Below are 25,078 nucleotides of genomic sequence, written 5' to 3'. Positions count from 1 at the left end.
CGAAATTATTGTCGAAGTTTTGCTGAATACTGGTTTTCAAGCACCTTTAGAACTTTATTAATTATAGGTTCTACATCCTTGATAGTCAATGTCTTTTCTTTATCAAGGAAAGAAAGTCTAAAGGCGATGCTTTTTTTGTTTTCTCCGAGTGATTCTCCCTCAAAAACATCGAAAACATCCAGTTCCTGTAATGAGTCGCCCGCCGTTTCTTCGATCGTTCTTAAAAGATCACCTGCTTTAATATGGGAATCCACTACAACTCCAAAATCAAAGTCAAAAGCAGGAAACTTTGATACCGGTTCGTACTTTTGTGTGCCAACCTGTTGACGTACTTTGTGAATACTTGTTAGTGAGAATTCAGCCGCGAATGCCGGAAGTTCAATATCATAATGGTCTCTTAGCTCTACTGGGATTTCAAAGATTCGGCCTACTTCTTCGTCTTTAAAAGTGTAAAACAACCTGTTTTCTTCGTCCGCTTCCTGGTTGAGTACACTATAAATATCAAGTTGTTTTAGAAAGTTTTCTACAGGAGCTTTCAGATCAAAAACCTCGAAATGTTTGGGATCCGTTTTCCAGTGTTCAATAGTTTTAAAACCCGCAAGTCCAAACAGGATATTTGTTTGTTCTTTTATGTTCGGATGATAGGTTCCTTGATCAGCTTTTTCAAAAACATTGCCCACTTCAAAAAACTGAACCTGTCTTACTTTCCGATTGAAATTATAAGCCACTGAGCTGAGAAATCCATATAAAAGGGAAGGACGGAGGGTCGTCATATCCGTTGATATCGGATTAAGCGTGTGAATCATATTGTCCAGATCGCCAAGTAGCTCGGCATCTTCTTCCGGCATCAGTGAGTTAGAGTATATTTCTCTGAACTGCATGCCTTTAGCTGTTTCCTTGGCCTTGCTCAACAGCTGTTCCCAGTCAGTGAGTGGTTCCGGTGAAGTGAACTTGCCATGTTTTGGGGTAGGGATGTTATTATAGTCAAATAAGCGCCCTACCTCTTCAATGAGATCTACTTCGCGCTGCAAGTCGGGACGGAAGGTAGGAATGGAATAGGTAAGCGTATCATCATCTTTTTCGAGCAGTGTAAACTCTAATCCATGTAATATTTCTTCAATCTTGTCTGTACTAAAGTCAGTGCCTAACAGACGGTTGACGTAGGATTTTCGTAGTGTTAGTTCTTTAGTGTCCGTTTTTACAGGATGTTTGTCCGTGCAGGCATCAACAATGGTGCCCCCGGCGATATCGGCCATAAGTTCTGCCGCACGTTCTGCAGCAATACGCTGTAGCCGAGGATCAATACCACGTTCAAATCGATAGGAGGCATCAGATTGAAGCACTTGTTCTTTGGCTGTTTTTCGGATCGTAGAGGGGTCAAAATAAGCGCTTTCAATTAGCACGTTGGTGGTGTTTTTACTTACTTCGGAATCCACACCACCCATCACACCAGCAATGGCAACGGGTTCTTCTGCGTCACAAATAAAAAGCGTCCCCGGGGAGCAGGTTCGTTTTACATGGTCCAGTGTTTCAAATTCGATCTGTTCATCAAAATCTTTAATAATAATTTTATCCCCTTTAATAGTATCGGCATCAAAACCGTGGAGAGGCTGTCCGAGTTCAAACATCACGTAATTTGTGATGTCAACTACGTTGTTAACCGGGCGCACTTCAATGGCCTTAAGGCGATTCTGCAGCCAATTGGGTGATTCTTGAATAGTAACGTCTTTGACAAGCTTGCCTACATATCGGTGACATTTCTCCGGGGCTTCAATCTCAATCTCAATTTCGTCCAGTGGCTTGGTCTCGTCGAAATCAGTCGAAAAGGATTTGTTTAGATCCAAGTTCAGGGCAGCTGCTAAATCCCGTGCAACGCCCAGATGACAAGTAGCATCGGGACGATTAGGCGTAATTTCGATCTCTATAACAAAATCCTGATATAAATCTATTGCTTCATGCAGGGGGGTGCCCGGTATGAGCGCTTGATCTAACACCATGATACCGCTGTGATCATCGCCCAGTCCGAGTTCATCTTCAGCACAAATCATTCCGTTGGACTTTTCTCCACGAAGCTTGGCTTTACGGATGGTAAACGGTTCACCGTTCTCTGTTTTAACCGGCAGGGTAGTGCCAACAGTAGCTACAGGCACTTTTTGTCCTGCAGCCACATTATCAGCGCCACAAATTATTTGATTCTTTTCAGAGCCAATATTGACTTGGCAAATACGAAGTCGATCGGCATTGGGATGGTCGCTGACTTCCAAAACCTCACCGACAACAACTCCTTCAAGTTTACTTCCATAGGAAGTCACTTCTTCGACTTCTAATCCAATAAGAGTAAGCTTTTCGGCCGTTTCTTGAGGGGATAAATCAAGATCAATAAATTCTTTGAGCCAGTTGTAAGAAATCTTCATGTACTTAAAACTATTTTAAGAAGATGTCATATCGATCGAGAGTTAAAAAAATCTACTATGGTCGAGATGACAATGTGGAATTTTATTAATGAAATTGTTCTAAGAATCGGACATCATTGTTATAGAAGATACGGATATCGTCGATCTGGTGACGCAACAAGGCAATACGCTCAACGCCCATTCCCCAGGCAAAGCCGGTATATCCTTCTGGATCAATATCTACGGCTTCGAGCACGTTAGGGTCGACCATACCGGACCCCAGAATTTCGAGCCACTTACCGTCGTCATTGGGATCATTTGTTTGCCACCAGATATCCATTTCCAAGCTGGGTTCTGTAAATGGAAAATAGCCCGGACGAAGACGATATTTTACATCTGTCCCAAACATCAGTTTTGCAAAGCTGATGAGTGTTTCTTTGAGTTCTGCAATGCTTACATCAGTATCAATATACAGTGCTTCCACTTGATGAAACAGAAAGTATGATTTTGGTGATACCGCTTCATTACGATAGACGCGCCCCGGCATGATTGCCCGGATAGGTGGTTCTTGTTCTTGCATCAGACGAATTTGAACAGGAGAAGTGTGAGTTCTTAACACCAAATCTTCGTTGTTTTTATTTTTTTGGATGAAGAAGGTATCCTGTTCGTCGCGTGCCGGATGGTTGGGGGGGAAGTTCAGCGCCGTAAAGTTGTGAAAGTCGTCTTCAATTTCTGGTCCGTGGGCAATAGAAAATCCAAGGCGATAGAAGATGTTTTTCATCTCCTCAAGTGTTTGGGTGAGCGGGTGGAAAGAACCAGAGGCATAGGGCGGGGCTGGTAGCGTGATATCATCTGTAGCATCCAGATCGGCAGCTTCTTTGCGCTCCAATCGTTTTTCAGCTTCCTCAAATGTTTTCTGGGCAAGATTTTTTACCTCATTCATTGCCCGGCCTACTTCGGCTTTTTTTTCATTGGGCACTTCGCTCATCCGAGAAAACATCGATTGCACTTTACCATTTCGGGACAAAAACTCAAGGCGGAAGGCCTCAAGTTCGTCCTTATTAGTTATGCTGTAATCAGTTACTTCTTGTTTTAATTTTTTTATATCGTCGAGCATGAGAATAAGTATCGAAAATGATTTCAGCTATATATGAAATACGCAATACGCTTTACGCGGAATAAGGCGTACGACGTATTGCGTAATAATAAGTGGAATCTATTTAATTCGGAGGAACCCTTCAATGGAAATAAAAAAACCGATCCTCCCGAAAATACGAGGGGACCGGTTTTTAAAATCATTATACGCTATTAACTTTGTGCTTCTTCAACAATAGCGGTAAATGTCTCCGGATCATTGACGGCAAGATCAGCCAAGACCTTGCGATTGATCTGAATATCTTTTTGTCCTAAGGCTCCCATCAGTCGCGAGTAGGTAGTACCGTTTTGACGGGCAGCAGCATTAATGCGTGTAATCCAGAGTTTTCTGAATTCACGTTTGCGGACTTTACGATCACGATACTGATACAGCATCCCTTTTTCGATCGTATTTTTCGCAAACTTGTAAACATTTTTTCGCTTGCCCCAGTAACCTTTCGCCTGTTTTAAAATTTTGCGGCGACGGCGACGGGAAGCCACCTTATTTCTTGATCGTGGCATTTGGTCTAATGTTTAAGAGTTAATATTTAATGAATTAGCTATATGGAAGCATTTGCTCGACATCTTTCTGCTGGGTCTTATCAACCTTTGTAGCTTTGCCGAGTTTACGCTTCTTTCTACTTGTTTTCTTGGTGAGGATATGAGCCTTTCCGGCTTTCTTGCGCATAAATTTACCAGAGCCGGTTTTTTTAAAGCGCTTTTTGGCCCCACTATGTGATTTCATTTTTGGCATAACGAAATACCTTTTTGAATTTCTTGGAATTATGGCTTGGAAGATAAGCAATTAAGGGTACAGATTAAACTCTTAATTCAAAGTTATTTATATAACAATCTGCATATAATGCATATCTAAAAAACTGCTTTAGATTAAAAACCCTGTTGAAAATGTTCTTGAACAGGGTAGTGCAAAAATAAAATATATAGCACTTATACCATAGGTAGATGAAGTATAACTACTACCTATGAACCGCCCTTACCGGTAGGAGCCAGCATCATAATCATTCGGCGACCTTCCATATTTGGTTTAGATTCAATTTCGCTAACATCATCCAATTCTTCGGCCAAGTTATGGAGCAATTCTTCGCCCTTTTCGGTATAGAGCATATCACGACCGCGGAATTGGACCGTAGCTTTTACTTTATCTCCGCCTTCAAGGAATTCACGGGCATGGCGTGTTTTAAAATTAAGGTCATGATCATCGGTATTGGGTCGGAAACGAAGCTCTTTAACCTGAACCGTATGCTGTTTCTTTTTAGCTTCCTTTTCCTTCTTTTTCTTTTTGTACATGTATTTCCCGAAATCCAATACCTTACATACCGGGGGGTTGGCATTGGGTGCTACTTCTACAAGATCCAACCCATATGATTCTGCAATTTCCAAGGCACGATCAATGGGTACAACCTCGTGTTCTTTTTCAACATCTTCGGGATGTACAACCCGTACTTTAGAGGCACGGATTTCTTCATTGGCATTTGGACGATCATCGTTGCCACGTGGTCGTCTTCTTCTTGTTCTTGCGATAAGTTACCTCTTGTTGTTTTATTAAAATTAATTGATTCTAAAAATTAGTGTTTAGGTACTTCTTTATTGTCAATCTCAGTAGTGAGATTAGAAAGAAATTCAGAAAAATCAAAAGTTCCAATATCACCTTCTTTGTGGCGGCGAACGGATACTGTACCATCGGATTCCTCATCACCACCAACTATTAACATATATGGGATCTTGCTCGTTTCAGCATCACGGATTTTTCCGCCGATAGGTTCACTTCGCGTATCTACTTCTACCCGAATATCTTCCTCTTTTAACTTAGATGCACATTTAAATGCATAGCCATTGAAGTCATCCGAAACGGGAATGATTTGTACTTGTTTTGGAGCCAGCCAAACAGGAAAATCTCCGGCGAAATGTTCAATCAAAATACTGGTAAAGCGTTCCATGGATCCAAACGGTGCACGGTGTATAATCACCGGACGATGTTTGTTATTATCAGAGCCTACGTAGGTCAAATCAAATCGTTCTGGCATTACATAATCTACTTGTATGGTGCCCAATTGCCATTTTCTTCCAATAGCATCGCGGATAATGAAATCAATTTTGGGTCCGTAAAAACTGGCTTCTCCACGGGCAATCTTGTAGTCAAGATCCATTTCATCAGCAACTTCCTTAATTTCGCGCTCGGCTCGATCCCAGAATTCCGAAGCACCGCCATATTTCTCTTCATTATCATCGCGGTAAGAGAGACGAATATCTACCGGCATTTCAAAGGTGCCGAATACAAGTTCCGTTAATTCAATGACGTTGATAATTTCGTCTTTAAGTTGGTCGTGCGTACAATAAATGTGCGCATCATCCTGGGTAAATCCACGGACACGTGAGAGTCCATTTAGTTCACCGGATTGTTCGTAGCGGTAGACGCTTCCAAACTCGGCCAGTCGTAGTGGAAGATCACGATAACTGCGTAGCTCGTTCGAGTAGATACGGTGATGATGCGGACAGTTCATCGGCTTTAGCAGGTAGCCTTCTCCATCTTCTCCCATTTTAATAGGATTGTACTGTGACTCCCTATAATAAGGGAAATGTCCGGAAGTTCGGTATAGCTCAAGGTTTCCGATGTGTGGAGTAATAACTTCTTGATATCCACGTTTCTTCTGTTCTTCGCGCAAAAAAGCTTCGAGGGTACGGCGCAAAACAGTGCCATTGGGTAACCATACCGGTAACCCTTGTCCAATCATAGAATCGATCATATAAATGCCGAGCTCTTTACCCAGCTTTTTATGATCACGTTTTTTGGCTTCTTCAACCTGTTCGATGTACTGGTTAAGGAGTTTCTGCTTAGGAAACGAAATTCCATAAATACGAGTGAGTTGCTCGTTGTTTTCATCGCCGCGCCAATAAGCACCGGCCAAGCTTGTCAACTTTACCGCTTTAATGCGACTCGTATCCGGGATATGCGGACCGCGGCACAAGTCAGTAAAATTACCTTGTTCATAAAAAGTAATGTCACCGTCTTCAAGATCCTCGATCAGCTCAATTTTATATTTATTGTCTACGTCTTTGTAAAAATTGAGTGCTTCTTCTTTAGAAATCGGCTTGCGCTCGAACTCATTTTTCTTACGTGCAAGCTCAATCATCTTATTTTCGATCTCCTCAAGGTCATCCTGACCAACGGTTTGATCTCCAAAGTCGATGTCATAATAAAACCCATTTTCTACGGGCGGGCCAATGGCAAATTTGGCATTGGGATATAATTCCTGAATAGCTTCAGCCAAAACATGTGCCGAGGAGTGCCAAAATGTATATTTGCCATCTTCGCTATCCCAGGTGTTGATGGTAATTGTGCCGTCGCGATGAATGGAACGATCTAAATCCATGATATCATCGTCCAGAGTAATGCTGAGCGCTTCACGTGCTAATCCTTTTGAAATCGACTCAGCAACTTCGCGTCCGGTGGTACCTTTGGGAAACTGTTTTTCGCTTCCATCTGGGAATGTAATGGTAATCTGTTCAGCCATTAAGAGAAAATATGCGTTTAGAAGGAATTAGTACTTTTATTTAAGCTTCTAAAGATATAAAAATTACTAAACAGGCACAGGCTCATTTTAGGTTAAATAACCAATCTAAAGTAAAGGTTTTATTTATTGTTATAGAATTATAGGTTATCGCCGATAATATTTACAGATGGCACTGTTAAAAGAATAAACATAAGATAATGGAAGGCGATTTCTCCTCATTTTTTGATGATCAACCCATATTTATTCTTGATCACGAGTCACTAAAAATTTTGGATGTCAATAGAGCGGCGATAGATTGTTATGGATATTCTCGTGAAGAATTTCTTTCGATGAGTGTGTATGATTTTGGTGAAAAAAGAAAGAGAGTTGAACTAATTGAAGGAGTGTCGGAGGACAACAATAGCATTGACAAAATATGGATACAAGAAACCAAAACTGGGGAGACGCTTTACGTTCAGTTTACCTATCATACGTTTTACCATAAAGGGAAGCCGGCCAAGATAGCAATTGCCCACGATGTAAGTGAATTGGTTAAAAAGAATGAGAAGCGACGTATCCAATTTCCAAAATTTGTTACGCATGAGTCAAATTTCCCATTGGCAAGGATAGAGTGGGATGCCGATAAGAGGATTAAAAACTGGTCTGAACAGGCTGAAGAACTTTTTGGTTGGCGGGAAGATGAGGTAATTGGCTGGGATAATTTTTTGGACAAAATAATTGTTGAAGATGAAATTGAGCAGGCAAAGGCAAACCTTAGTAACGCCGTCAATAATCACAAAATTCATTATTCGGTAGAAGGTAAAGCGGTTACTAAAAGTGGTGATACTATTAGTTGTGAATGGTATAACTCGTTGATTTATGATGAGAATGATAATATCCATTCGGTGCATTCACTGGTTACTAACATCAGTAAGCGTAAAGAATCTCAAAATTTATTCCGGACGCTTTCCGAAAAATCCCTGGTTGGAATTTTTCTCATCCAGAATGGCCAGTTTAAATATGTGAATCCGAGATTTGCCCAGATCTTTGGGTATGATCAACAAGAAATAATTGAAGAGTTCAAGCCCCAGGAACTTGCCCATCCCGATGATCGGGCTCTGATCATCGCCAATATGAAGGATCGCCTCAATGGAAATCCTGAAGCCGAAGAAGAGTATGAAATAAAAGGCGTAACCAAAGGTGGGCGTATTATAGATGTAAGCTTATATGGTTCTAAGACCTTGTACCAAGGTAAACCCGCTATTGTAGGCACATTGGTTGATATCACCAAGGATAAAGAGGTATTCCGGAAGTATCGCTCGAGTGTAGAGACGTTCCAAAATTTGTTTGATTCCATAAGTGATGCTGTTTATATCCAAGATAGCAGGGGGCGTTTTCTTGAGGTTAATTGGGGAGCCGTAGAGATGTATGGATATAATCAATCTTATTTTATCGGTAAAAATCCTCGGGCACTGGCTGCTCCCGGCAAAGTTGATATGGATAAGATGAAAGCACATATACAGAAAGCTATTAATGGGGAAACACAAAGTTTTGAGTGGTGGGGCAAGCGTAAAAACGGCGAAGTGTTTCCACAAGAGATTGTTATTAGCAATGGCAGTTATTTTGGAGAAGATGCTGTGATAACCATTGCTCGAGATATAAGTGAACGCTATAAGGCAGAAGAAGAACTGCGGAAAAACGAAGAGATGTTTCGTCAACTGTTTCAAAATTCTCCTATTTCAATAGCACTACTGGATAAACGGCAGGAGATACGGCAGGTAAATGAAGCTTTTAGTGAAACGTTTGGCTATGATACCGAAGAAATAAAAGGCATCAATATTGATAAGCTTATTGTTCCCGAGCACGAGAAAAAAGAGGCCCTTGAGGTTTCAAACACCATTTTTGAAGGAAAAACGGCTTTTCATTCCGGCAAACGGTTATGCAAAGATGGAAGCTACGTTGATGTGCTTATTTATGGTGTTCCGGTAACGGTAAATGAGAAAACAGTGGCTATTTTTGGGATCTATGTAGATATAAGCGAACGAAAACAGGCTGAGGAAAAGGTTAAAAATTCTCTGAAGGAGAAGGAAGTACTTTTAGCAGAGATCCATCACCGTGTAAAAAACAATTTAGCCGTTATTACAGGGTTACTCGAGCTGCAAGCGTTTAATACCAGCTCGGAGGAAGCTACGGATGTACTTGAAATTAGTCAGATGCGGGTAAATTCTATTGCGTTGATTCACGAAAAACTTTATCAAAATAAAAACTTATCGGAGATCTGTTTTGAACAATACCTGGAGGAGTTGACTGAGGTGATATTGGCTTCGATGGGTACATCACAAACCGACATAGACGTTTCCATTAATGTTGATTCAGTGAGCCTCACCGTTAATCAGGCGATACCATGCGGACTCATTTTAAACGAAATCATTACCAATGCTTACAAGCATGCGTATCCCGAAAAAGAGAAAGGGAATATAGACATCAATTTAAATAGGAGAGGGGATGAAATCTATCTATCAATTGTTGACGATGGTATAGGAATTCCAGATGATATTAATCTTGAGAAACCGAAGTCACTTGGGATCAAGTTAATTCGTACGCTTTCCAAACAATTAGATGCTGAAGCGGAATTCAGCAACGAAAATCCGGGTACTAAATTTGCGTTGCAGTTTACCTTGGAAGATTAATCGCAAACAATCCGCCGGACTTTTAAATCCGGCGGGCTGAGTCTTATACTATTGATTAATTAGATTATCAATTTCTTTCATCTTACGTCCAAACTCTTCCCAATTGCCACTTTGAAGCGCTTGTTGTGCTTCATCCCAGAGCCCTTGTAATTGAGAATAATCTTGATTTACAGTACTTGCAGGTTGTTCTGGTAGTGCAGTGGTCGTATCTATTTCGGCAGTTGCAATGCGTTCATCACGTTTGCCGTAGAGTGCTTCAATCGACTCCCATAGCGTTGGTTGCATGGCAATTTTTTCGCCCGTGGTTGCTATAACACGCTGTAGCTGCGGGATGTCAACTCCTTCGGCAATCAGAAATACAGGTTCTACATAGATGAAGGAATCTTCGATTGGAATAACCATCAAATTACCGCGAATAACGCGTGATCCACGCTGATCCCAAAGGGCCAGCTGCCTTGATATTTCAGTATCCTGATCAATGCGTGCCTCAATTTGCGCCGGACCTAAGATAAGTCGGTCTTTGGGTAGTTGATAAACGGATACCTCTCCATAATTGGGATAATCAGAGTTTGCCGCCATCCATCCAATCATATTATCACGATTGTTTGGTGTCAAAGGGCTAATGAGCAGGTATTGAAGCTCATTCTGGTCTGGAAGTTTAGTCAACACGTAATAGGGTTCCATTTTAATGGATTGTCCCCCGTACTTTTCATTAGGTCGAGTCCACAGGTCTTCATTATTGTAAAATACCTGCGGATCGGTCATGTGATACTTATTGTATTTATCCAATTGGGTTTTAAAGTAGTAGATCGGATATCGAACGTGCTGTTTTAGGGTGCCCGGCATATCATCAATTGGTTGAAACATATCCGGAAAGATATCCTTATACATGTCAATAATAGGATCATTTTCGTTCGAGACATAAAAGTCTACCGAGCCATTATAAGCGTCAACCACGACTTTAACGGAATTGCGAATATAGTTAAAGGAGGTGTTAAAGGGTTCGGAATATGGAAAATTAGCAGATGTTGTGTAGGCATCCTGTATCCAGTACAACTTGCCCTCATCCAAAACCAAATAAGGATCATCTTCCATCCTCAGGAATGGAGCGATATTTCGGACACGATCTTGTATCCTCTTCCAGAAAATAATTTTACTGTCGTCTTTAATGTAGTCGGTTAGCAGGATGTTTATATCCCCAAAGTTCCACGCAAAGAGCAGACGCGTAAAAATATTTCCTATAGGCACTCCGCTACTTCCCTGGTAGTTGGTGTAGACATTCTGATCACCGCTGGGATAATCGAGTTCCCGAACATTGGTATTGACGATTTTATAATCGTTGTTGTGTTCTCCATAATAGAGGGCCGGCTGGTCCACATTGAGCCCCAATTCACTGACCGGTGGGATATCCTTGATAGTCAGACGCGGGTCACCTTGAGAACCTTCTTGGGCTACGGGGCTCATCACCAAGCCGTAGCCGTGGGTATATTGCAATCTTCGATTCACCCAGGTATCAGACCCTTCAGGCATTTCCTCTGAAAGTTCACGCGCCGCTACCATCATTTGGAGATAGCCTTCATCGGTATGGTAGCGGTCCACATCAACGTTATAAAACTGGTAATATAGCCTTATTTCCTGCAGCTGTCGGTAGGTTTGTATCAATAGCCGGGGATCCCACAGCCGAATATTTTCAATAGTCTCCTCATTCCGTTCAATAGTAGGCCAACCCATCTCTTTGGATGGTTGTGCGCTATAGGGCTGGGTCTTCATTTTGTCGAGGGCATAGGCCTTTCGGGTCTGTTCTATACTGTTCTCGATATATGGTTCTTCGAGCTGTAGCTCACTGGGTTGTACAACAAATTGTTGGATCATGCCGGGTAATAATCCATTGCCGACCACACCGATTAAAATGGTACCCGCGGCAGCATAGAGAATCCATTTTAATCGATCTTTATAGAGTTGAAAGAAAGATAATAATCCCATCAGGAATGTTAGTCCACAAAGAAGCCAAATTACCGGTAGTTTAACATTAATATCTACGTAGCTGGCCCCATATACTGCTCCGGTTGAGTTATAAAGCAGATTATAGCGTTCCAGATAATATCCCCAGGAGAGAAGCAAAAACCAGATGCCTAAGTTGATAAAAATATGCTTTTTGACGTCGTTAGAGGCGCTTAAGTTACGGATAGATTGTAATGATAAAGCCCCTGAATATATATATAGGATGATAGTCCCCACGGTGATGAAAAAGACCAGTGAGGTTAAACTGTTTTGGATGAGTTCAAGGAAGGGCAGGCGGAATACATAAAAACCAATATCATGACCAAAGATGGGGTCAACTTGCCCAAACATTTCACTCCAGTGGAAACGGAAATAGGTATCCCAGCGCATAAAGAATGCCAGCGAAAAGAAAACACTTATTGCCGCTCCGGCCCCATAAAAAACGGTTTTAATTTTCCGGGGTTCAATTTCATGCAGTTTGAGTTGGGCCAACGGAGACTGACCAAAGTGCATAGTACTAAACTTTTTACCCAGCTTGCTCATGTTGGGTAAGACGTACAACATGGCCATGACTAATGCAGAAATGAGTAGCAGGGCCTGAGTTATTTTGATAGTCCAAAAAACCTGATCATAGCCCAGATTATCCAACCACATCCATTCTATAATCCAATCCGAAAATACTCCAATAAGTATGACAATGAGTAGGAGAGGGAGTGCAATCCGAAACAGCTTTGATGATCCTAATGACTTCTTCATATTATATTTTCTAATCTCTATGGTTTGATTGGCCACCGTTTATTTTATCAGTTATAAAATACCAACCATTTTGTACAAATAAGAATTTGAGCAGTTAATATTATTGATAATTGACCTGCTACTTTTATACTGATACAGGCAAAAAGTCATTTATTAAACCAATATAGTTATATATTGATTTTTTAAACCAAAATGGCTATAATTAGGTAAAAGTAAGCAGGTATGGAAAAATTACTGGTATTAATTGGTGATATAGAAGATTCTCAGTCGATTCAGGATAGAGACAGAAAGGCCCTGCAGGAGCAGTTGTCGGATGAGTTGCAAGTGATTAATGAGGCATATAAGGAGGAAATTGTATCACCGTATACGATTACACTGGGGGATGAATTCCAAGCAGTTTTTAATAGCGCAGATGCTGTTTTTGTACAAATGATGAAATTAATGGCTGCTATACATCCCATAAGTGTACGGTTCTCATTGGCTGTGGGAGCGATTGAAACTGCAATCAATACCGAGCAGGCCATTGGAATGGATGGGCCGGCTTTTCATCAGGCTCGACATGGAGTAGAAATGCTGAAAGAAAGCGGGTATATATTTAATATAGGATTTGAGAATGAAGATTCGTCCGAATTGAAAATTATCAATAATAGTTTACAGCTTTTGTCGGGACGCATAAGGGGATGGAACAGAAGGCGCTTGATTATCTTACATATGATGAAGGAGGGCTACAATTATAAAGAGATTTCAAAGGCCTTGGAAATTTCACAACCAGCCTTTTACAAAAATAAAGATGCCGGCATGCTGGATGTTGTAGATGAGTTAAGTGATAATATTGCGGACGTAATTAATCAAAAACTAAAGGAATGAACTACCTACTATTTTTGAGTATTCTAAATCTTATTCTACTGTCCAGGTTGCGTCTTATTTCAAGGGATGAAGGGATCAAAAAGACGGATTTGTGGGTAATTACAGTTATCCCACTATTGGTTTTACCGTTTTTAGGCTTAAATCTGGGTTGGATATTACTTGCTATATATCTTCTCAGCTATCCGGTGCTAATGATGTTCCTGGAAAAACAAAAGGCAAGGATTAATCGTAACCGGATGGTCATGATGCTGTTGCATTTAATCGCAGTTGGTGTTTTATGTAGTCCAATATTTGAACTATCGGTGAATGAATTCACAGGTACATTATTAGCTGGGATTCATGGAATATTTTTTCCTGAAATGATGATATCCAAGATAACGATAGGCAATATTCAGCTATCTATCTTTGGGTTTTTGATGGTGTTGAATGAGGCTAACATCATATTACGATTTTTGTTAAAATTAGTGGGATTAAAATCATTAGGGAAAACGAAAGAGGTAGATGAGCAAGAATACAATACGGGACGTGTTATTGGGATGCTTGAGCGCATTTTTGTATTCCTGTTTGTACTTATGAATCAATATGCAGCAATAGGATTTATTTTAGCTGCTAAAGGCGTTACCCGATTCAAGGATTTTGAAAGTAGAACCTTTGCTGAGTATGTGCTAATTGGAACACTATTTTCGGCATTATTGGCTCTGGGAATTGCTTTTCTGGTGAAGGTAGCTCTGCAATTATAAGTTGGAGAGCCATTGTAGGAATTCATATTACACGATAGCGTGAATTTCTTGATCATAATTAATTCTTTCCTATTACATGCCTTCAATAAGGCTTTGCTTATCTTAAACAAAAGAGGTTTTACTAACCTCTTTTTAGTCTTAGGCTGTTGTCAAAATGAGAACAGTTCATATTGAATAATTAACGAGAACTACCATGGATCCTAAAACCAGAAAAAAGACTAAAAAAACTGACGCAAAACACGCTAAAAAAACCTCTTCAAACAAAAGAGAAGAAACCCCAAAAAAGAAATAATTATTTAGCAAATAAGGTGCTGCAATAATTAGTATCAAATTATAATAAGGGCATTACTAACTGACTGTCAGAGGTTATAAAATGATAGAAGGGTAGTGGATGTCCTTATTTTTTGTCAAAAAAACACGTTCTAAGGGTTAAATAATTTTTTTACCTGTAATATCTATAAGTAGCTGAAAATATTGACTTTAAGAATAAGTTCCATCAGCATACGAGCCTCAAAGAAGTTATTAAGTAATTATACTTAACTATATGAACAGCAATAGAATAGAATCTTTAGTCTATAATATTTATAATAACTTGGTAGGTCAAACTAATTTGCTTCTCATATCGTAAATTAAGCCAAAGTATACTCTTCTTTTATGAGCGAATTTGAGATAGTAATCCCACGAAGAAGACGCCAAAAATGAGAGCAACTATTCCTTCCACCGTCATTAAATAAGTTGCGATGAAATCAAAACCTATGCGGATATATGCTTCTAAGATATTAAGCCATTTGTCAATCATAATTTTAGGGACTAATTGGGATTTAGGTCCCTTTCTTATAGGCTAATGACTGTCAAATGTTCCTACTTTTAGAGAGGAATAGGAAAATTATTTTAGCATAATAATAGGCCATTAGATATTACTGTTCCAAGTAGATACCATCATCTTCAATTCGAATAATATTCTCTTTATAAAGTCGGCCGATGGCTTTTTTAAAAGTCTTTTTACTCATTTCTAACCGATTATGGATATCCTCAGGATCGCTTTTATCATGTAAATCTAAAAATCCACCAACCTGCTTGAGTCGTTCTAAGATAAACTCAGCATTGGGGCCCACCTTCTTATATCCGATGGGGCGGAGCGTTACATCAATCTTGTTATCATCTCTTATTTGCTTGATAAAACCGCTTGTTTGATCCCCGGTATACACATCGTGATAAAACTCATTGTGATAGATAAGTCCTTCATGCTTTTCGTTAATTACCACTTTGTAGCCCAAATCTGTTTTATCCCAAATCCATAGGTTTACTTTGTCTCCTTCTTCAACGGAGATATGCTCATTATCCAAAAATTTATCCAACTTGGCACTGGCAGCCAGTCGATCGGTTTTATCATCCAGATACATATATACAAGATAAGATTGACCTTGTATCATCGTGCCCACTTGCTCGCGGTGTGGCACAAAAAGATCTTTGTCGAGCCCCCAATCGAGATATGCTCCATGACGATTGGCATCCTTAACTTCTAAAAAAGCTAAGCTATTGAGGGTTATTTTAGGATCCTGCATGGTGGCCGTAATACGTTCTTCACCATCTTTATAGATAAATACGCGAACGTTTTCGCCTTCTTGCAAGTCGCGAAAGGCCAGTTTATTGGGGAGTAGCACTTCGCCCTCACCACGTGTAGATGTATTTTGAAGGAAGTAACCGTATTCTGTAATGCGAGCTACATTGAGCGTTTGGTAGGTACCGAGTTTGAACATGAAAATTGTTGAAATCAAGGGTATAAAATGAATAATCAAAGATAAGGCCCTAAGGGTTGATTCCCCAATACAAATTTCTAAGGATTATTACCCAACAGCATATCTATGTAGGCGTTTCTAACCTTGGGTGTTGGTTCCCGAAAAGTTTCAAATAACAGGTGCCTGTCAGGATGGGAAGTATCAATTTTAATACCCCATAATGGACTCATCGCAGTAGGGAGCATGGCATAGCGCCCATCACCGATAACATTTTTCTTTTCGGGATGTCTGATTAGATAACCCTCAGAAAGCTTGTCAAAACGGTTGATATCGTTGTAAAGGGTAGTACCATGATATCTGCTGTACTGCTGTTGCCAGTCGAGCAACGGGGCCGATTCTCCGGGATACACTTTGGTATCCAACCCAAGGCGGACGCCACTTGCAAAGAGCGTATCATGCGCTATATACCGAATACTCCACAGCAATTGATTGCCGAGTGTTGGTTTTACTATTATTTGTTCTATCTGATGGTTTTCCTGCTCGGCAATCGCTTTTGCTACGGTCTTGCCTCGTTGCTGTTGTATTAGCGCCATCGATAAGTAAATGGGAATCCATACCCAGGTAAACCAGCTTATTTTGGGATTTTTCTTGTAAAGCGTCCAAATGATAAGTCCAAGAATGACGACAGAAAAAAGTGGATCAAAAACAGAAATAAGATCCCAGGAGAAACGAGTATCTAAAAATGGCCAGAATAATTTGGTGCCATAGCTTGTAAACGTATCGGCAATGCCAGCAGTGGCATACCCCAGAAAACTAAGGACATAGATCTTTTTGAATGACATATTTTGGCGATAAAAGTACCACAGCAGTCCTGCAGCAATGAGGGCGCCTATGGGAATAAATACAAAGGAATGAGAGAATTGGCGATGGATCTCGATGTTTAATAGGGGATCAGATGAATCTGAAATAAATACATCCAGATCGGCAAGCATGGCCGAGAGCATGCCAATGATAGCTGCAGGACGCAGTTGCTCTTTTGATACTACTGATTGCGATGCGGAGGCGCCAATGAGTCCGTGTGTTACGGGATCCATGTAATAGTGCTATTGTTAAATTTCTGACGCCCAAAATACCAATTTACTGTTAGCAGGGGAAATACATTTTTTACTCTTCTTCCGAATGAGCATGAACAAACAGAATAGTGACTAACAGGATAGAATCTCTGATTGCACGGAGTGAATGTGGTTGATTACGTTCCAAGTACAACCAGTCGCCACTGGTCAGCACATGTTTTTCGCCTTCAACGCCAAATTCGGCTTTTCCCTCTAAACATTGCACAGAAATTTGTCCGTCCACGCTATGTTCGGTGATATCTTTTTCTTTGGGAAGCACCATCCGAATGACCTCCATATCCTGTGTTTTCATCAAGGCAAGAGTAGCATCTTCCGGTAAGTCACTGGGTGGCGTATATAGATTTACAACTTCAGCGGGTTCTATTTTGCGTTGAGCCATAATTGAAAACTTTGTTTTGGGTCTGTTGAATAAGTAATGTAAGATGCAGTTCACCAATCACAAAGGGAAGCGGCTAATTCAGATCGATTTCAAAGAGTTTGCTGGGGCCGTCAAATCCGGATAGATTAACTACATTTTTGAATCTGAATCCAAGCTTCATAAGCACATTTATGGATCCTTTATTATCCGGGTGAGTAATAGCAACAATACGAGATAATTGTAATTCCTTTTGGGCGTAGTTTAATACACCACTTCCCGCTTCTGTTGCATAACCTTGGCCCCAATATTTTTCAAGAAAAGCGTATCCAAGATCAGGAAGGTCAAAGGTCGACCGTTTTTTAAGACCACAGATACCAATTGATGAGCCGGAGGTGGCTTCCTTAACCAGATAAAGACCGTAACCATTCTTTTGATAGCTTGCAATGGGGCCGTTTTGCAGATATTCCCGTGCTGCTGTTTGATCTCGTATGCCCTTATCCCCAATATAGTTGTGAAAGGCGGGTTCATTTAACAAATCCAAAACAAACAGAGCATCGTCTTTTATCAATTCTCGTAGTATCAGCCGTCCCGTTTTAAGGATATTCATGTAGATAGTTAGCTGTTACATTGCTTTTGGAGAGCTGAATTATCCTCTTTCGTGAGTTGTAAATCAGTCATGTCTTGTTCTGCCATCATTTTGTGCATGATAGATTTTGGATTGGAAACATGATCTAATCCCATTGCATGCCCAAATTCATGAGCCAGCACTATTTTGAGTTGAGCACGGTTGCCGAATTGGTAAATATCTATTTCCTGTTCGGTTCCTTGTTTTACAAACCGTCCCTGATCAAATTTTCGAGGTTTGCTAAAACGGCTGTTGTACTCTGCGATCAAGTTGTTATGCTCTTTAATAAGGTTATTTAACTGTTCGGTTTTGGCATTGGTTCGTTTTCTCAGCGTTGCCAAATTTTCTTTTTTTCTTTCCAAGGTAGTTTCGAGGATGTTTATTTTTTCTTCCAAGGTCTTAAACTTGGTAATTATTTCAGACGTAGCCTTTCCTCCGTCCCACTTTTGTGCTAATTGATTGTATGACGAAACCTTGCTATTGTATTTTTCCAGTGTTTGACGAAGGTTATGTTCTGCATTCTCATACTTATTAGAAAGCCGATTGTGCTCTTTTTTTACAACCGAAGTTTGCTGCTCTTTTGCTGTGATACGATCGGAAAACTGCCGTTCGGCATCGGTTCTTTTTTGTTCATTACTATAGACCAGATTTAGGGATAGCTGTCCATCACGAGATAATTCTATCAGGTTTTTATTGACCTCCGATTCCCAAACGTTTTCAACTTCTTTCATAATTTGGGTCAGCTCTTTTTTGGTGATGTTAAAGCGGGAATCAATATCCCCCAGTTTATAGGTTAGCGGCTCTTGACAAAGGGGGGCTGCGTTTTGATTTGAGATCTTAACCGTCAATCCATTGCTAAGCAGCAACCATCCAGCAAAAACCATTAAAATAAAGAGGGCCGAATAGATCTTGGAATTCACTGTGTTTACTTATTGATCAGGAGTTTTAATGTATGTGCAACTCTAAAACCACAGAATAGCAATGAAAACAGATCAAACTTTTGCAATAACTCTCTGCACTATTTTGCCGATAATAATTACAGTTTGGCCTGCTCCGCCAAATCTAAAACGGCTTGGGTATATAAACTGCTGGGATTATATCGTAAAACAGCCGTTTTAATATCCCCTGTTCGTTCCTTGAAGTGTGCAAGATAGTTGGCAACTGACATGATGTTATTGGTCATATCAAAAATATCATCGCCAACAAACCATTTGTTCAGCGAATAGGGGATAAACTGGCCAAAAGCCATTGCGCCGGCATAACTCGATTTCAATTCAAAAACATCGATGTTATTACGCTTCACAAAAGTCAAAAGCTCGGATATTTGAGCTTTGGCAAAATCCTGACGATATCCATTAACATACATCGATACATAGGCATTAAACGGATTGTAGGAACCCACATTTTTACCGTAATCAGACTCGATGCCGATGATGGCAGCAATGACGGAGGACGAGATACCGTATTTTTGTTCTGCCTGGTCCAGTTGTTCCGAATATTGCTCCATAAAATCGTCAAGCTTATGGGCTTTATCCTCAAAGTTTAGCACTTTCTTATAGGAATCGAGGGTGTGCGACTTGCGCTCTGCCGATTTTTTAAAGCGATTGACAATATCTTCATACATCTCAAAGCGCGGATCATCCAACAGGGATTGAATATCAAAACCTTTCTGCTTAAGGAACGATATAAGAGAAGAGAGGTTCTCTTTATCGGGATCCTCATGCCCTAAAGCGGGAAAGGTAAGTAAGAAAAATAGAATGCAAACCAATGAGGCTTTGAGTCGTCTGAAGATCATAATACTGATATTGAATTTTTATAGCCACGTCTATGCGTAATTATAAAAATTCTACGCTCAAATGGAAGACTTTTTTTAGAAAAATAAATGTTTGAAAATCTTACCCTGTTTTCTCTTGTTCCTCAAGCCTTGAATTCCAAGTCTGTTTTAATGCTTTTAAAAAAACTTCAGTTTCACGAGCACCCGATACGGCAAACTTTTGATTAAACAAGAAAAACGGTACGCCGGTTATGTTGATATTTTTAGCCAATTGAATATCATGCTTGACTGCATTAGCATATTTATCACTTTCTAATATGCTTTCTGCTTCAGTGGGATCAATTCCGATCTCCTCTGCCAAGCTAATAAGTGTTTTATGATTGCTGATATTTTCACCATCAGTGAAATAGGCCCTAAAAAGCGATTCTTCCATTTCGTCAGCTTTTCCGCGGTCTTTGGCAAACTGAGCCAGCCGATGAGCATCGTACGAATTAGCTACTACGGCCTGATCCATATTATACTCCAGGCCCTCATCAGCCGCCATTTTTGTCACCCGCCGATTCATCTGCTGTGCCTGTTCGAGTGACCATCCCTTAGCTTCAGCCAAGTACTCGTTGATGTTGGCTTCGGTATCAGTTTTTATATCGGGATTGAGTTGAAAACTGCGCCAAGTGATGTCAACTTTATCAGCATAATCGAAATTATCCAAGGCTTTTTCGAAGCGCCGTTTGCCGATATAACAAAAAGGGCACATTACATCAGACCAGATTTCTACTTTCATAAAGATGATATCTTGCTATTAAAATTACTTTCACATCAAAATAAACAAATTGGAGACAAATACATTCACATTCCTGATAACCACAATCGATTATGAACTGTGAATTTAGTTCCCGAAGAAATCTAACACATTACTCAGTGTACTGGTATCGGTTTTGTATAATTCGGTATAAAGACATCGTGTACAGGTGAGGGTGGTAAATTTCTGGTTTTGGATGTTAAAAAATTTGGAAAAAGCTCCACCCGTACCGGCAACTTGTCCGGTTTCAAAAGTACGGTTACTGCATTTGGGACATTTCCAGTTTTCGTGCTGCATGGCTATATGTTTTTACATTAATATTTGATTTTAAAATTATTTTATAAGATAAGAAGATCACAAATATAGCAATGATTGTTTTGCATATATCGATCAACTATTTGCCAATCTTCTTTTTTAGTTCAGTTGTCACTTAACAAGGCATTGGGCGAATCGATAAGATTCTTAGTGTGCAAAAGAGGTAAAAATACTGATGCTGGCCCTGTACGAATCACCTGCAGATATACTGCCAATATGGTGTCATTGCTCATCTTTAATTTATTACCACACTGGAATCTGGATATCAGAACTGTGATATTGGCAACAGCTTTGAACTATCCTCTAACTTTCAATGTCCACAAAACCTCATGGAACTAATTTCTATCCTTTATATCATTCTCGGCCTGACTCTCGGCTACACCATCGCTCACTTTCAGAATAAAAGTAATCAAGCTTTGAGCAAGCAAGAGGCTGATGCTCTGGAAAATGAACGTGAGCAGGCCATGCAGACGATATCACGGCTTGAGGAACGAAATGAGCGACTCGATGCCGAGGTGTCTGAGGTCAAGAATAATTATCACAAAGAACAGAGCAGGGCAAATGAGGCGGAAAAAGAGAATGTCCGTCTTAAATCAGTTAATGATAATCTGAAGGAACGGCTCGATGAGCAGAAAGAAGAAATGAAAAACCTGCAGGAGCGCTTCAAGGATGAATTTGAGAACCTGGCGAATAAAATTCTGGAAGAAAAATCGAAGAAGTTTACCGAGCAGAATAAAGAAAAACTGGATCAGCTGCTGAAGCCGCTTGGCGAAAAGATGGAGGAGTTTAAAAAGAAAGTAGAGCAGACTCACAAAGAGGATATTGAAGGACGCAGTTCTCTGAAGCAGCATCTGGAGCATCTTAAGGAGATGAATCAACAGATGGCACAGGAAGCGAAAGATTTAACCCGTGCCTTAAAGGGTGATTCGAAGACGCAGGGAAGTTGGGGCGAAGTGATCTTGCAGCGGATTCTTGAAAAGTCGGGACTCAGCAAGGGTCGGGAATATGAGATACAGGAAAATCATCGCAGTGAAGATGGGCGTCACCTGTATCCGGATGTGGTGGTATATTTACCTGATGAGAAGCGATTGGTGATTGATTCCAAGGTTTCACTGAAAGCTTACGAGCAGTTTAGTTCGGCCGAGGACGAGAATGAACGCCAGAAGGCGCTCAAGAAACATGTGGCTTCGTTACGCAGTCACGTAAAGGGACTGAGCAGTAAAAATTACGAACAGCTGTATGGCGGAAACAGCCCCGATTTTGTATTGATGTTTGTCCCGATCGAGTCGGCCTTTGGCGTGGCATTGCAACAAGATTCCAGCCTCTATTACGATGCCTTTGATAAAAATATCGTGATTGTTAGTCCCTCTACGCTTTTGGCAACACTCGCGACTATCGACAGCGTATGGAAGCAGGAATATCAAAATAAGAACGCACAAAAAATTGCTGAACGCGGTGGTAAGCTGTATGACAAGTTTGTACTTTTTGTAGAAAGCCTGGAAGAGATAGGCATGCGTATTCGCCAGTCGCAGGAAAGTTATGATCAGGCGATGAACAGACTGAAGACAGGCCGGGGTGACTTGATCGGCCAAGCTGATAAGTTGCGAAAATTAGGAGCAAATAACAGTAAAAAGTTGTCAGGTAACCTCCTTGATCAGGAAGAAGCTTCTGATACAATCGAAGATGAAGAAAACGAGAAGGAACCCCATTCGTAATTTTCTTTTAACGCAAAGCTTTTGATATTTGGACTTATGCAAAAGACAATTCTTTTACTTGTTTTACTATTTGGAATATCATCTGCCGCTTATCCTCAGAGCGAAGTTAGCATAAACCGCCCCTTTGCCGGTGACCAGCAGAAAACGGTTTCCAAAGCCCGCAGTATTGCCTTAACGAATACAGTGCTTTCTATCGGTACAGGTGTAACTGCGGTGGCTCTTTTTGACAATAATACCATTCAGAAAACCGGTGCTTATCTTACTCTTTATGGATTAGTGGTCGGGACATCGACTGGAAATTTTTATGCCGAAGATTATCCACGTGGAGTGATTGGAATGGGGGCCAGAGCTGTGGGAACTCTTCTGATGGTTGATGCTACACGTGAGGTCTTTGGTCACCGCTTTGCCAATACCTTGAATGTGGATAACGAGAAGGTATCACTGACCGACACCAAAATGTTGATAGGAGAAGGACTCTTATTAGCCGGGTTTATTTATAATATGATAAGCCTAAATGCTTCGGTTGAGCAATATAATACTGGTGGGAGAAATTTCTCAGTTAACGTAAGGCCGACGGTAGTTGACGATAAAGTAGCTCCGGTGCTTACCGCAAGTCTTCGCTTTTAAGAAAGATTAGTTGTCAGAGGGCTCGTAATTCAGTGGCTTTACCAGAGAGGCGAGGGTATTACCGTCGTGATTGGATATAGCTGAATACCATATGTTATTCCATTTCCAGGAAACCACGTGCTTGCCATTTATATTGCGAATATGGAAATCGCGTGATTTTGTACAGGCTTTTACCGCCTCCTGGTCACGTACCAGCTGACCAAACTCTTCCATTTTATCAATTTCGAAAGCGAAAATATAAATGTACTGATCTTCTGCTGATATATAGTATTCCAGCATGGGGGCTTTAAAATCAGGGACAAATTCTTCATACACTATGCCTTTAAATTCAGCCTTATTCAATTCGGGGATGGTCATTGACATATCATAATTCTGAGCTAGTTCAATTTCAGCTGATCCCAGACTGGCTGTGGAAATAGTAGGCGGAACCAGCTTGCCATCGTGTTTCATAAAGTGTTGATAGGCATATTCCTCAATATTATAGGTTGAATTTTCAACTGAGGTAATTCCGTAATTTAAGAACCCCCAAAAAGAAACAGTTATTAATAAAATGGCAGCGGCTGCATAGTACCACCATCTTGACTGCTGGGTAGATGAATCTGAGGAGGAGGGCTGCCGTTGCTGGGCTACCGTTTTTTTGTTGGGAATATCATAGATGGGGGGATCATCGAAAGTTTCAGAAGAACAAAAGGTCGATAAAAAGTCCTTTAGTGAATCCGGAGCTTTTGCACAGGGGCACCGTTCCCCTAAAAGAGCCTTAATCGTCTTCATGGACTTATATTCTTGTCTCACCTCTTCATCTTGTGCAATATATGCCAGAAATGCTTCGCGTTCCTCAGCACTTACTTCATTGTCAACCACTGGTGTTAAAAGTTCCAGTGCCTCCGATTTGTTCAATTTACGATTCATAATATTTTGAGCTCATCTGGCAGATGTTTTTTTAGATTTGTTAATAACCTATTTAATCAACACAGTCGACAAATATTGTGTTCCAATTTGGATCTGATTTTTACAACTGAGAATGGGACGCTTAGTTGGTCTTTAACAAATAGAATCCCTTTAGCATGGGGAGAGTTGTCCCGGTTAATTGTTGGAGTTCTGTAGCCATGGAGCGATAATTATACAGTTCTTTAATGACAAACTCACTTGCCCTCAATAGATTCTGAAATTCAGTGATGTTTTGGAATAACTTAAGCTCTTCTCCCACAGTTTTAACGCCTGTTTTAAAGGACCAACGGTGGTGCAGGGGAAGTTCGTCCAAATCAAAATGTGTGGTGATTAGTGTTGGGGTACTTCTAAAATAGTGTTGAATTTGATCTAAAATACCTTGAACAAGATCTGTGTGTAGATAATCAAAAAAACCTTCGGCAACAATAATGGTTTTTTTGTTGGGATCAATATTATCTATCGGTAAAGCATGTGAGGAGTTTTTGAGGTAAGAACTAATGATTTCAGGGTGTTTAAAATCAGCATAATACTGATTCAGAAACTCTTGCTTGTGTCTGGCCATACGGGGAACATCAATCTCAAAGCAACTTAACCCCTTTTGTGAATAGGTAAATGCCAAATCGTCAAATCCTGCTCCGAGAACAATGATTTGCTGGTATTCATCATTGTTTAACTCATCTATGAGCTGCCGAATGTAGTATTTTCGGGCGATAATATGGAGCAGATCTCCCGGTAGAAGCAACTCTTCAGACCACATATACAGTCGTCGAACCCAATCAAAGTTGAGCCAGTATTGATAATAATTTATTGGCCGTGGCAAGCTTTGCACCACTCGTTCATAAAAGGTGATTACAGAATCGTCAAAAAGTGATCGAAAATGAGCTTTTCGTGTTAATCCATAAAATTTTACAGCTATAAATGCAGCGGTTTTGCTAATTTGATCGGCTTTCAT

The 25,078-nt window shown here is 40.4% G+C and carries 22 protein-coding genes; 5 read left to right on the top strand and 17 right to left on the bottom strand.

From position 1 onward, the window contains the following. Nucleotides 1-5: 5 nt before the first annotated feature. The 6 genes from pheT to thrS form a co-directional block, all read right to left on the bottom strand. Entirely contained in the window at nt 6-2,414 is a 2,409-nt protein-coding gene (pheT, locus tag ACQ76V_RS03095) for a phenylalanine--tRNA ligase subunit beta (RefSeq protein ID WP_440999000.1), read from the bottom strand. 85 nt (nt 2,415-2,499) lie between these two features. After that, nucleotides 2,500-3,510: a phenylalanine--tRNA ligase subunit alpha gene (gene pheS, locus ACQ76V_RS03090; protein ID WP_440998999.1), complete on the bottom strand. Its 1,011-nt coding sequence runs from the start codon at nt 3,508-3,510 to the stop codon at nt 2,500-2,502. 191 nt (nt 3,511-3,701) lie between these two features. Further along, a complete protein-coding gene (gene rplT / locus ACQ76V_RS03085; RefSeq protein WP_095606598.1) occupies nt 3,702-4,049 on the bottom strand; it encodes a 50S ribosomal protein L20 in 348 nt (115 codons plus the stop codon). Between the two features lie 34 nt (nt 4,050-4,083). Further along, nucleotides 4,084-4,281, bottom strand: a complete 198-nt coding sequence (gene rpmI / locus ACQ76V_RS03080; protein WP_440998998.1) for a 50S ribosomal protein L35 — start codon at nt 4,279-4,281, stop codon at nt 4,084-4,086. A gap of 227 nt (nt 4,282-4,508) precedes the next feature. Further along, nucleotides 4,509-5,069, bottom strand: coding sequence for a translation initiation factor IF-3 (infC, locus tag ACQ76V_RS03075; RefSeq protein WP_440999027.1), 561 nt, complete (start codon nt 5,067-5,069; stop codon nt 4,509-4,511). Nucleotides 5,070-5,113: 44 nt separating this feature from the next. Continuing rightward, nucleotides 5,114-7,060 carry a threonine--tRNA ligase gene (gene thrS / locus ACQ76V_RS03070; RefSeq protein WP_440998997.1) on the bottom strand — a complete coding sequence of 649 codons (1,947 nt, stop codon included), beginning with the start codon at nt 7,058-7,060 and terminating at the stop codon, nt 5,114-5,116. A 197-nt stretch (nt 7,061-7,257) separates the two neighbouring features. On the opposite strand from thrS, the gene ACQ76V_RS03065 reads away from it, so the two are divergent. After that, the gene (locus ACQ76V_RS03065; protein ID WP_440998996.1) at nt 7,258-9,729 is read left to right on the top strand and encodes a PAS domain S-box protein; all 2,472 of its coding nucleotides are present in this window, start codon (nt 7,258-7,260) and stop codon (nt 9,727-9,729) included. Nucleotides 9,730-9,777: 48 nt separating this feature from the next. On the opposite strand, the gene ACQ76V_RS03060 is transcribed toward ACQ76V_RS03065, so the two are convergent. Beyond that, on the bottom strand, nt 9,778-12,486 hold the full coding sequence (locus ACQ76V_RS03060; RefSeq protein WP_440998995.1) for a UPF0182 family membrane protein: 2,709 nt from the start codon (nt 12,484-12,486) through the stop codon (nt 9,778-9,780). A gap of 222 nt (nt 12,487-12,708) precedes the next feature. Between ACQ76V_RS03060 and ACQ76V_RS03055 the strand changes: the two genes are divergently transcribed. Both ACQ76V_RS03055 and ACQ76V_RS03050 read left to right on the top strand, forming a co-directional pair. After that, nucleotides 12,709-13,353, top strand: a complete 645-nt coding sequence (locus tag ACQ76V_RS03055) for a SatD family protein (protein WP_440998994.1) — start codon at nt 12,709-12,711, stop codon at nt 13,351-13,353. Then, nucleotides 13,350-14,093, top strand: a complete 744-nt coding sequence (locus tag ACQ76V_RS03050; protein ID WP_440998993.1) for a hypothetical protein — start codon at nt 13,350-13,352, stop codon at nt 14,091-14,093. Before ACQ76V_RS03055 ends, ACQ76V_RS03050 begins: the two co-directional genes overlap by 4 nt. A gap of 917 nt (nt 14,094-15,010) precedes the next feature. Here ACQ76V_RS03050 and ACQ76V_RS03045 read toward each other — a convergent pair. The 8 genes from ACQ76V_RS03045 to ACQ76V_RS03010 all read right to left on the bottom strand — a co-directional run bounded on the left by ACQ76V_RS03045 (nt 15,011) and on the right by ACQ76V_RS03010 (nt 20,818). Next, a complete protein-coding gene (locus tag ACQ76V_RS03045) occupies nt 15,011-15,853 on the bottom strand; it encodes a CvfB family protein (RefSeq protein ID WP_440998992.1) in 843 nt (280 codons plus the stop codon). Nucleotides 15,854-15,930: 77 nt separating this feature from the next. Continuing rightward, the gene (locus ACQ76V_RS03040; RefSeq protein WP_440998991.1) at nt 15,931-16,926 is read right to left on the bottom strand and encodes a metal-dependent hydrolase; all 996 of its coding nucleotides are present in this window, start codon (nt 16,924-16,926) and stop codon (nt 15,931-15,933) included. A 70-nt stretch (nt 16,927-16,996) separates the two neighbouring features. Beyond that, nucleotides 16,997-17,344 carry a cupin domain-containing protein gene (locus tag ACQ76V_RS03035; protein ID WP_440998990.1) on the bottom strand — a complete coding sequence of 116 codons (348 nt, stop codon included), beginning with the start codon at nt 17,342-17,344 and terminating at the stop codon, nt 16,997-16,999. 73 nt (nt 17,345-17,417) lie between these two features. Further along, entirely contained in the window at nt 17,418-17,930 is a 513-nt protein-coding gene (locus ACQ76V_RS03030; RefSeq protein WP_440998989.1) for a GNAT family N-acetyltransferase, read from the bottom strand. A gap of 8 nt (nt 17,931-17,938) precedes the next feature. Further along, nucleotides 17,939-18,868: a matrixin family metalloprotease gene (locus tag ACQ76V_RS03025; protein WP_440998988.1), complete on the bottom strand. Its 930-nt coding sequence runs from the start codon at nt 18,866-18,868 to the stop codon at nt 17,939-17,941. A gap of 116 nt (nt 18,869-18,984) precedes the next feature. Beyond that, nucleotides 18,985-19,743 (bottom strand): lytic murein transglycosylase, encoded by a 759-nt coding sequence (locus ACQ76V_RS03020; protein WP_440998987.1) that lies wholly within the window; start codon nt 19,741-19,743, stop codon nt 18,985-18,987. Between the two features lie 100 nt (nt 19,744-19,843). After that, on the bottom strand, nt 19,844-20,503 hold the full coding sequence (locus tag ACQ76V_RS03015; RefSeq protein ID WP_440998986.1) for a DsbA family oxidoreductase: 660 nt from the start codon (nt 20,501-20,503) through the stop codon (nt 19,844-19,846). A gap of 105 nt (nt 20,504-20,608) precedes the next feature. Then, entirely contained in the window at nt 20,609-20,818 is a 210-nt protein-coding gene (locus ACQ76V_RS03010) for a zinc ribbon domain-containing protein (RefSeq protein ID WP_440998985.1), read from the bottom strand. A 434-nt stretch (nt 20,819-21,252) separates the two neighbouring features. On the opposite strand from ACQ76V_RS03010, the gene rmuC reads away from it, so the two are divergent. Both rmuC and ACQ76V_RS03000 read left to right on the top strand, forming a co-directional pair. Beyond that, nucleotides 21,253-22,551, top strand: coding sequence for a DNA recombination protein RmuC (gene rmuC, locus ACQ76V_RS03005; RefSeq protein ID WP_440998984.1), 1,299 nt, complete (start codon nt 21,253-21,255; stop codon nt 22,549-22,551). Between the two features lie 36 nt (nt 22,552-22,587). Continuing rightward, entirely contained in the window at nt 22,588-23,178 is a 591-nt protein-coding gene (locus tag ACQ76V_RS03000; protein WP_440998983.1) for a hypothetical protein, read from the top strand. Between the two features lie 6 nt (nt 23,179-23,184). On the opposite strand, the gene ACQ76V_RS02995 is transcribed toward ACQ76V_RS03000, so the two are convergent. Beyond that, nucleotides 23,185-24,087: an anti-sigma factor family protein gene (locus tag ACQ76V_RS02995; RefSeq protein WP_440998982.1), complete on the bottom strand. Its 903-nt coding sequence runs from the start codon at nt 24,085-24,087 to the stop codon at nt 23,185-23,187. Between the two features lie 121 nt (nt 24,088-24,208). Continuing rightward, on the bottom strand, nt 24,209-25,078 hold the full coding sequence (locus ACQ76V_RS02990) for a class I SAM-dependent methyltransferase (RefSeq protein WP_440998981.1): 870 nt from the start codon (nt 25,076-25,078) through the stop codon (nt 24,209-24,211).

The organism is Fodinibius sp. SL11, from assembly GCF_052060035.1.
In the GTDB taxonomy this organism is placed as follows: domain Bacteria; phylum Bacteroidota; class Rhodothermia; order Balneolales; family Balneolaceae; genus Fodinibius.
Note: the sequence above shows the minus strand (reverse complement) of the source record. Positions and strands in the feature narration are given on the sequence as shown.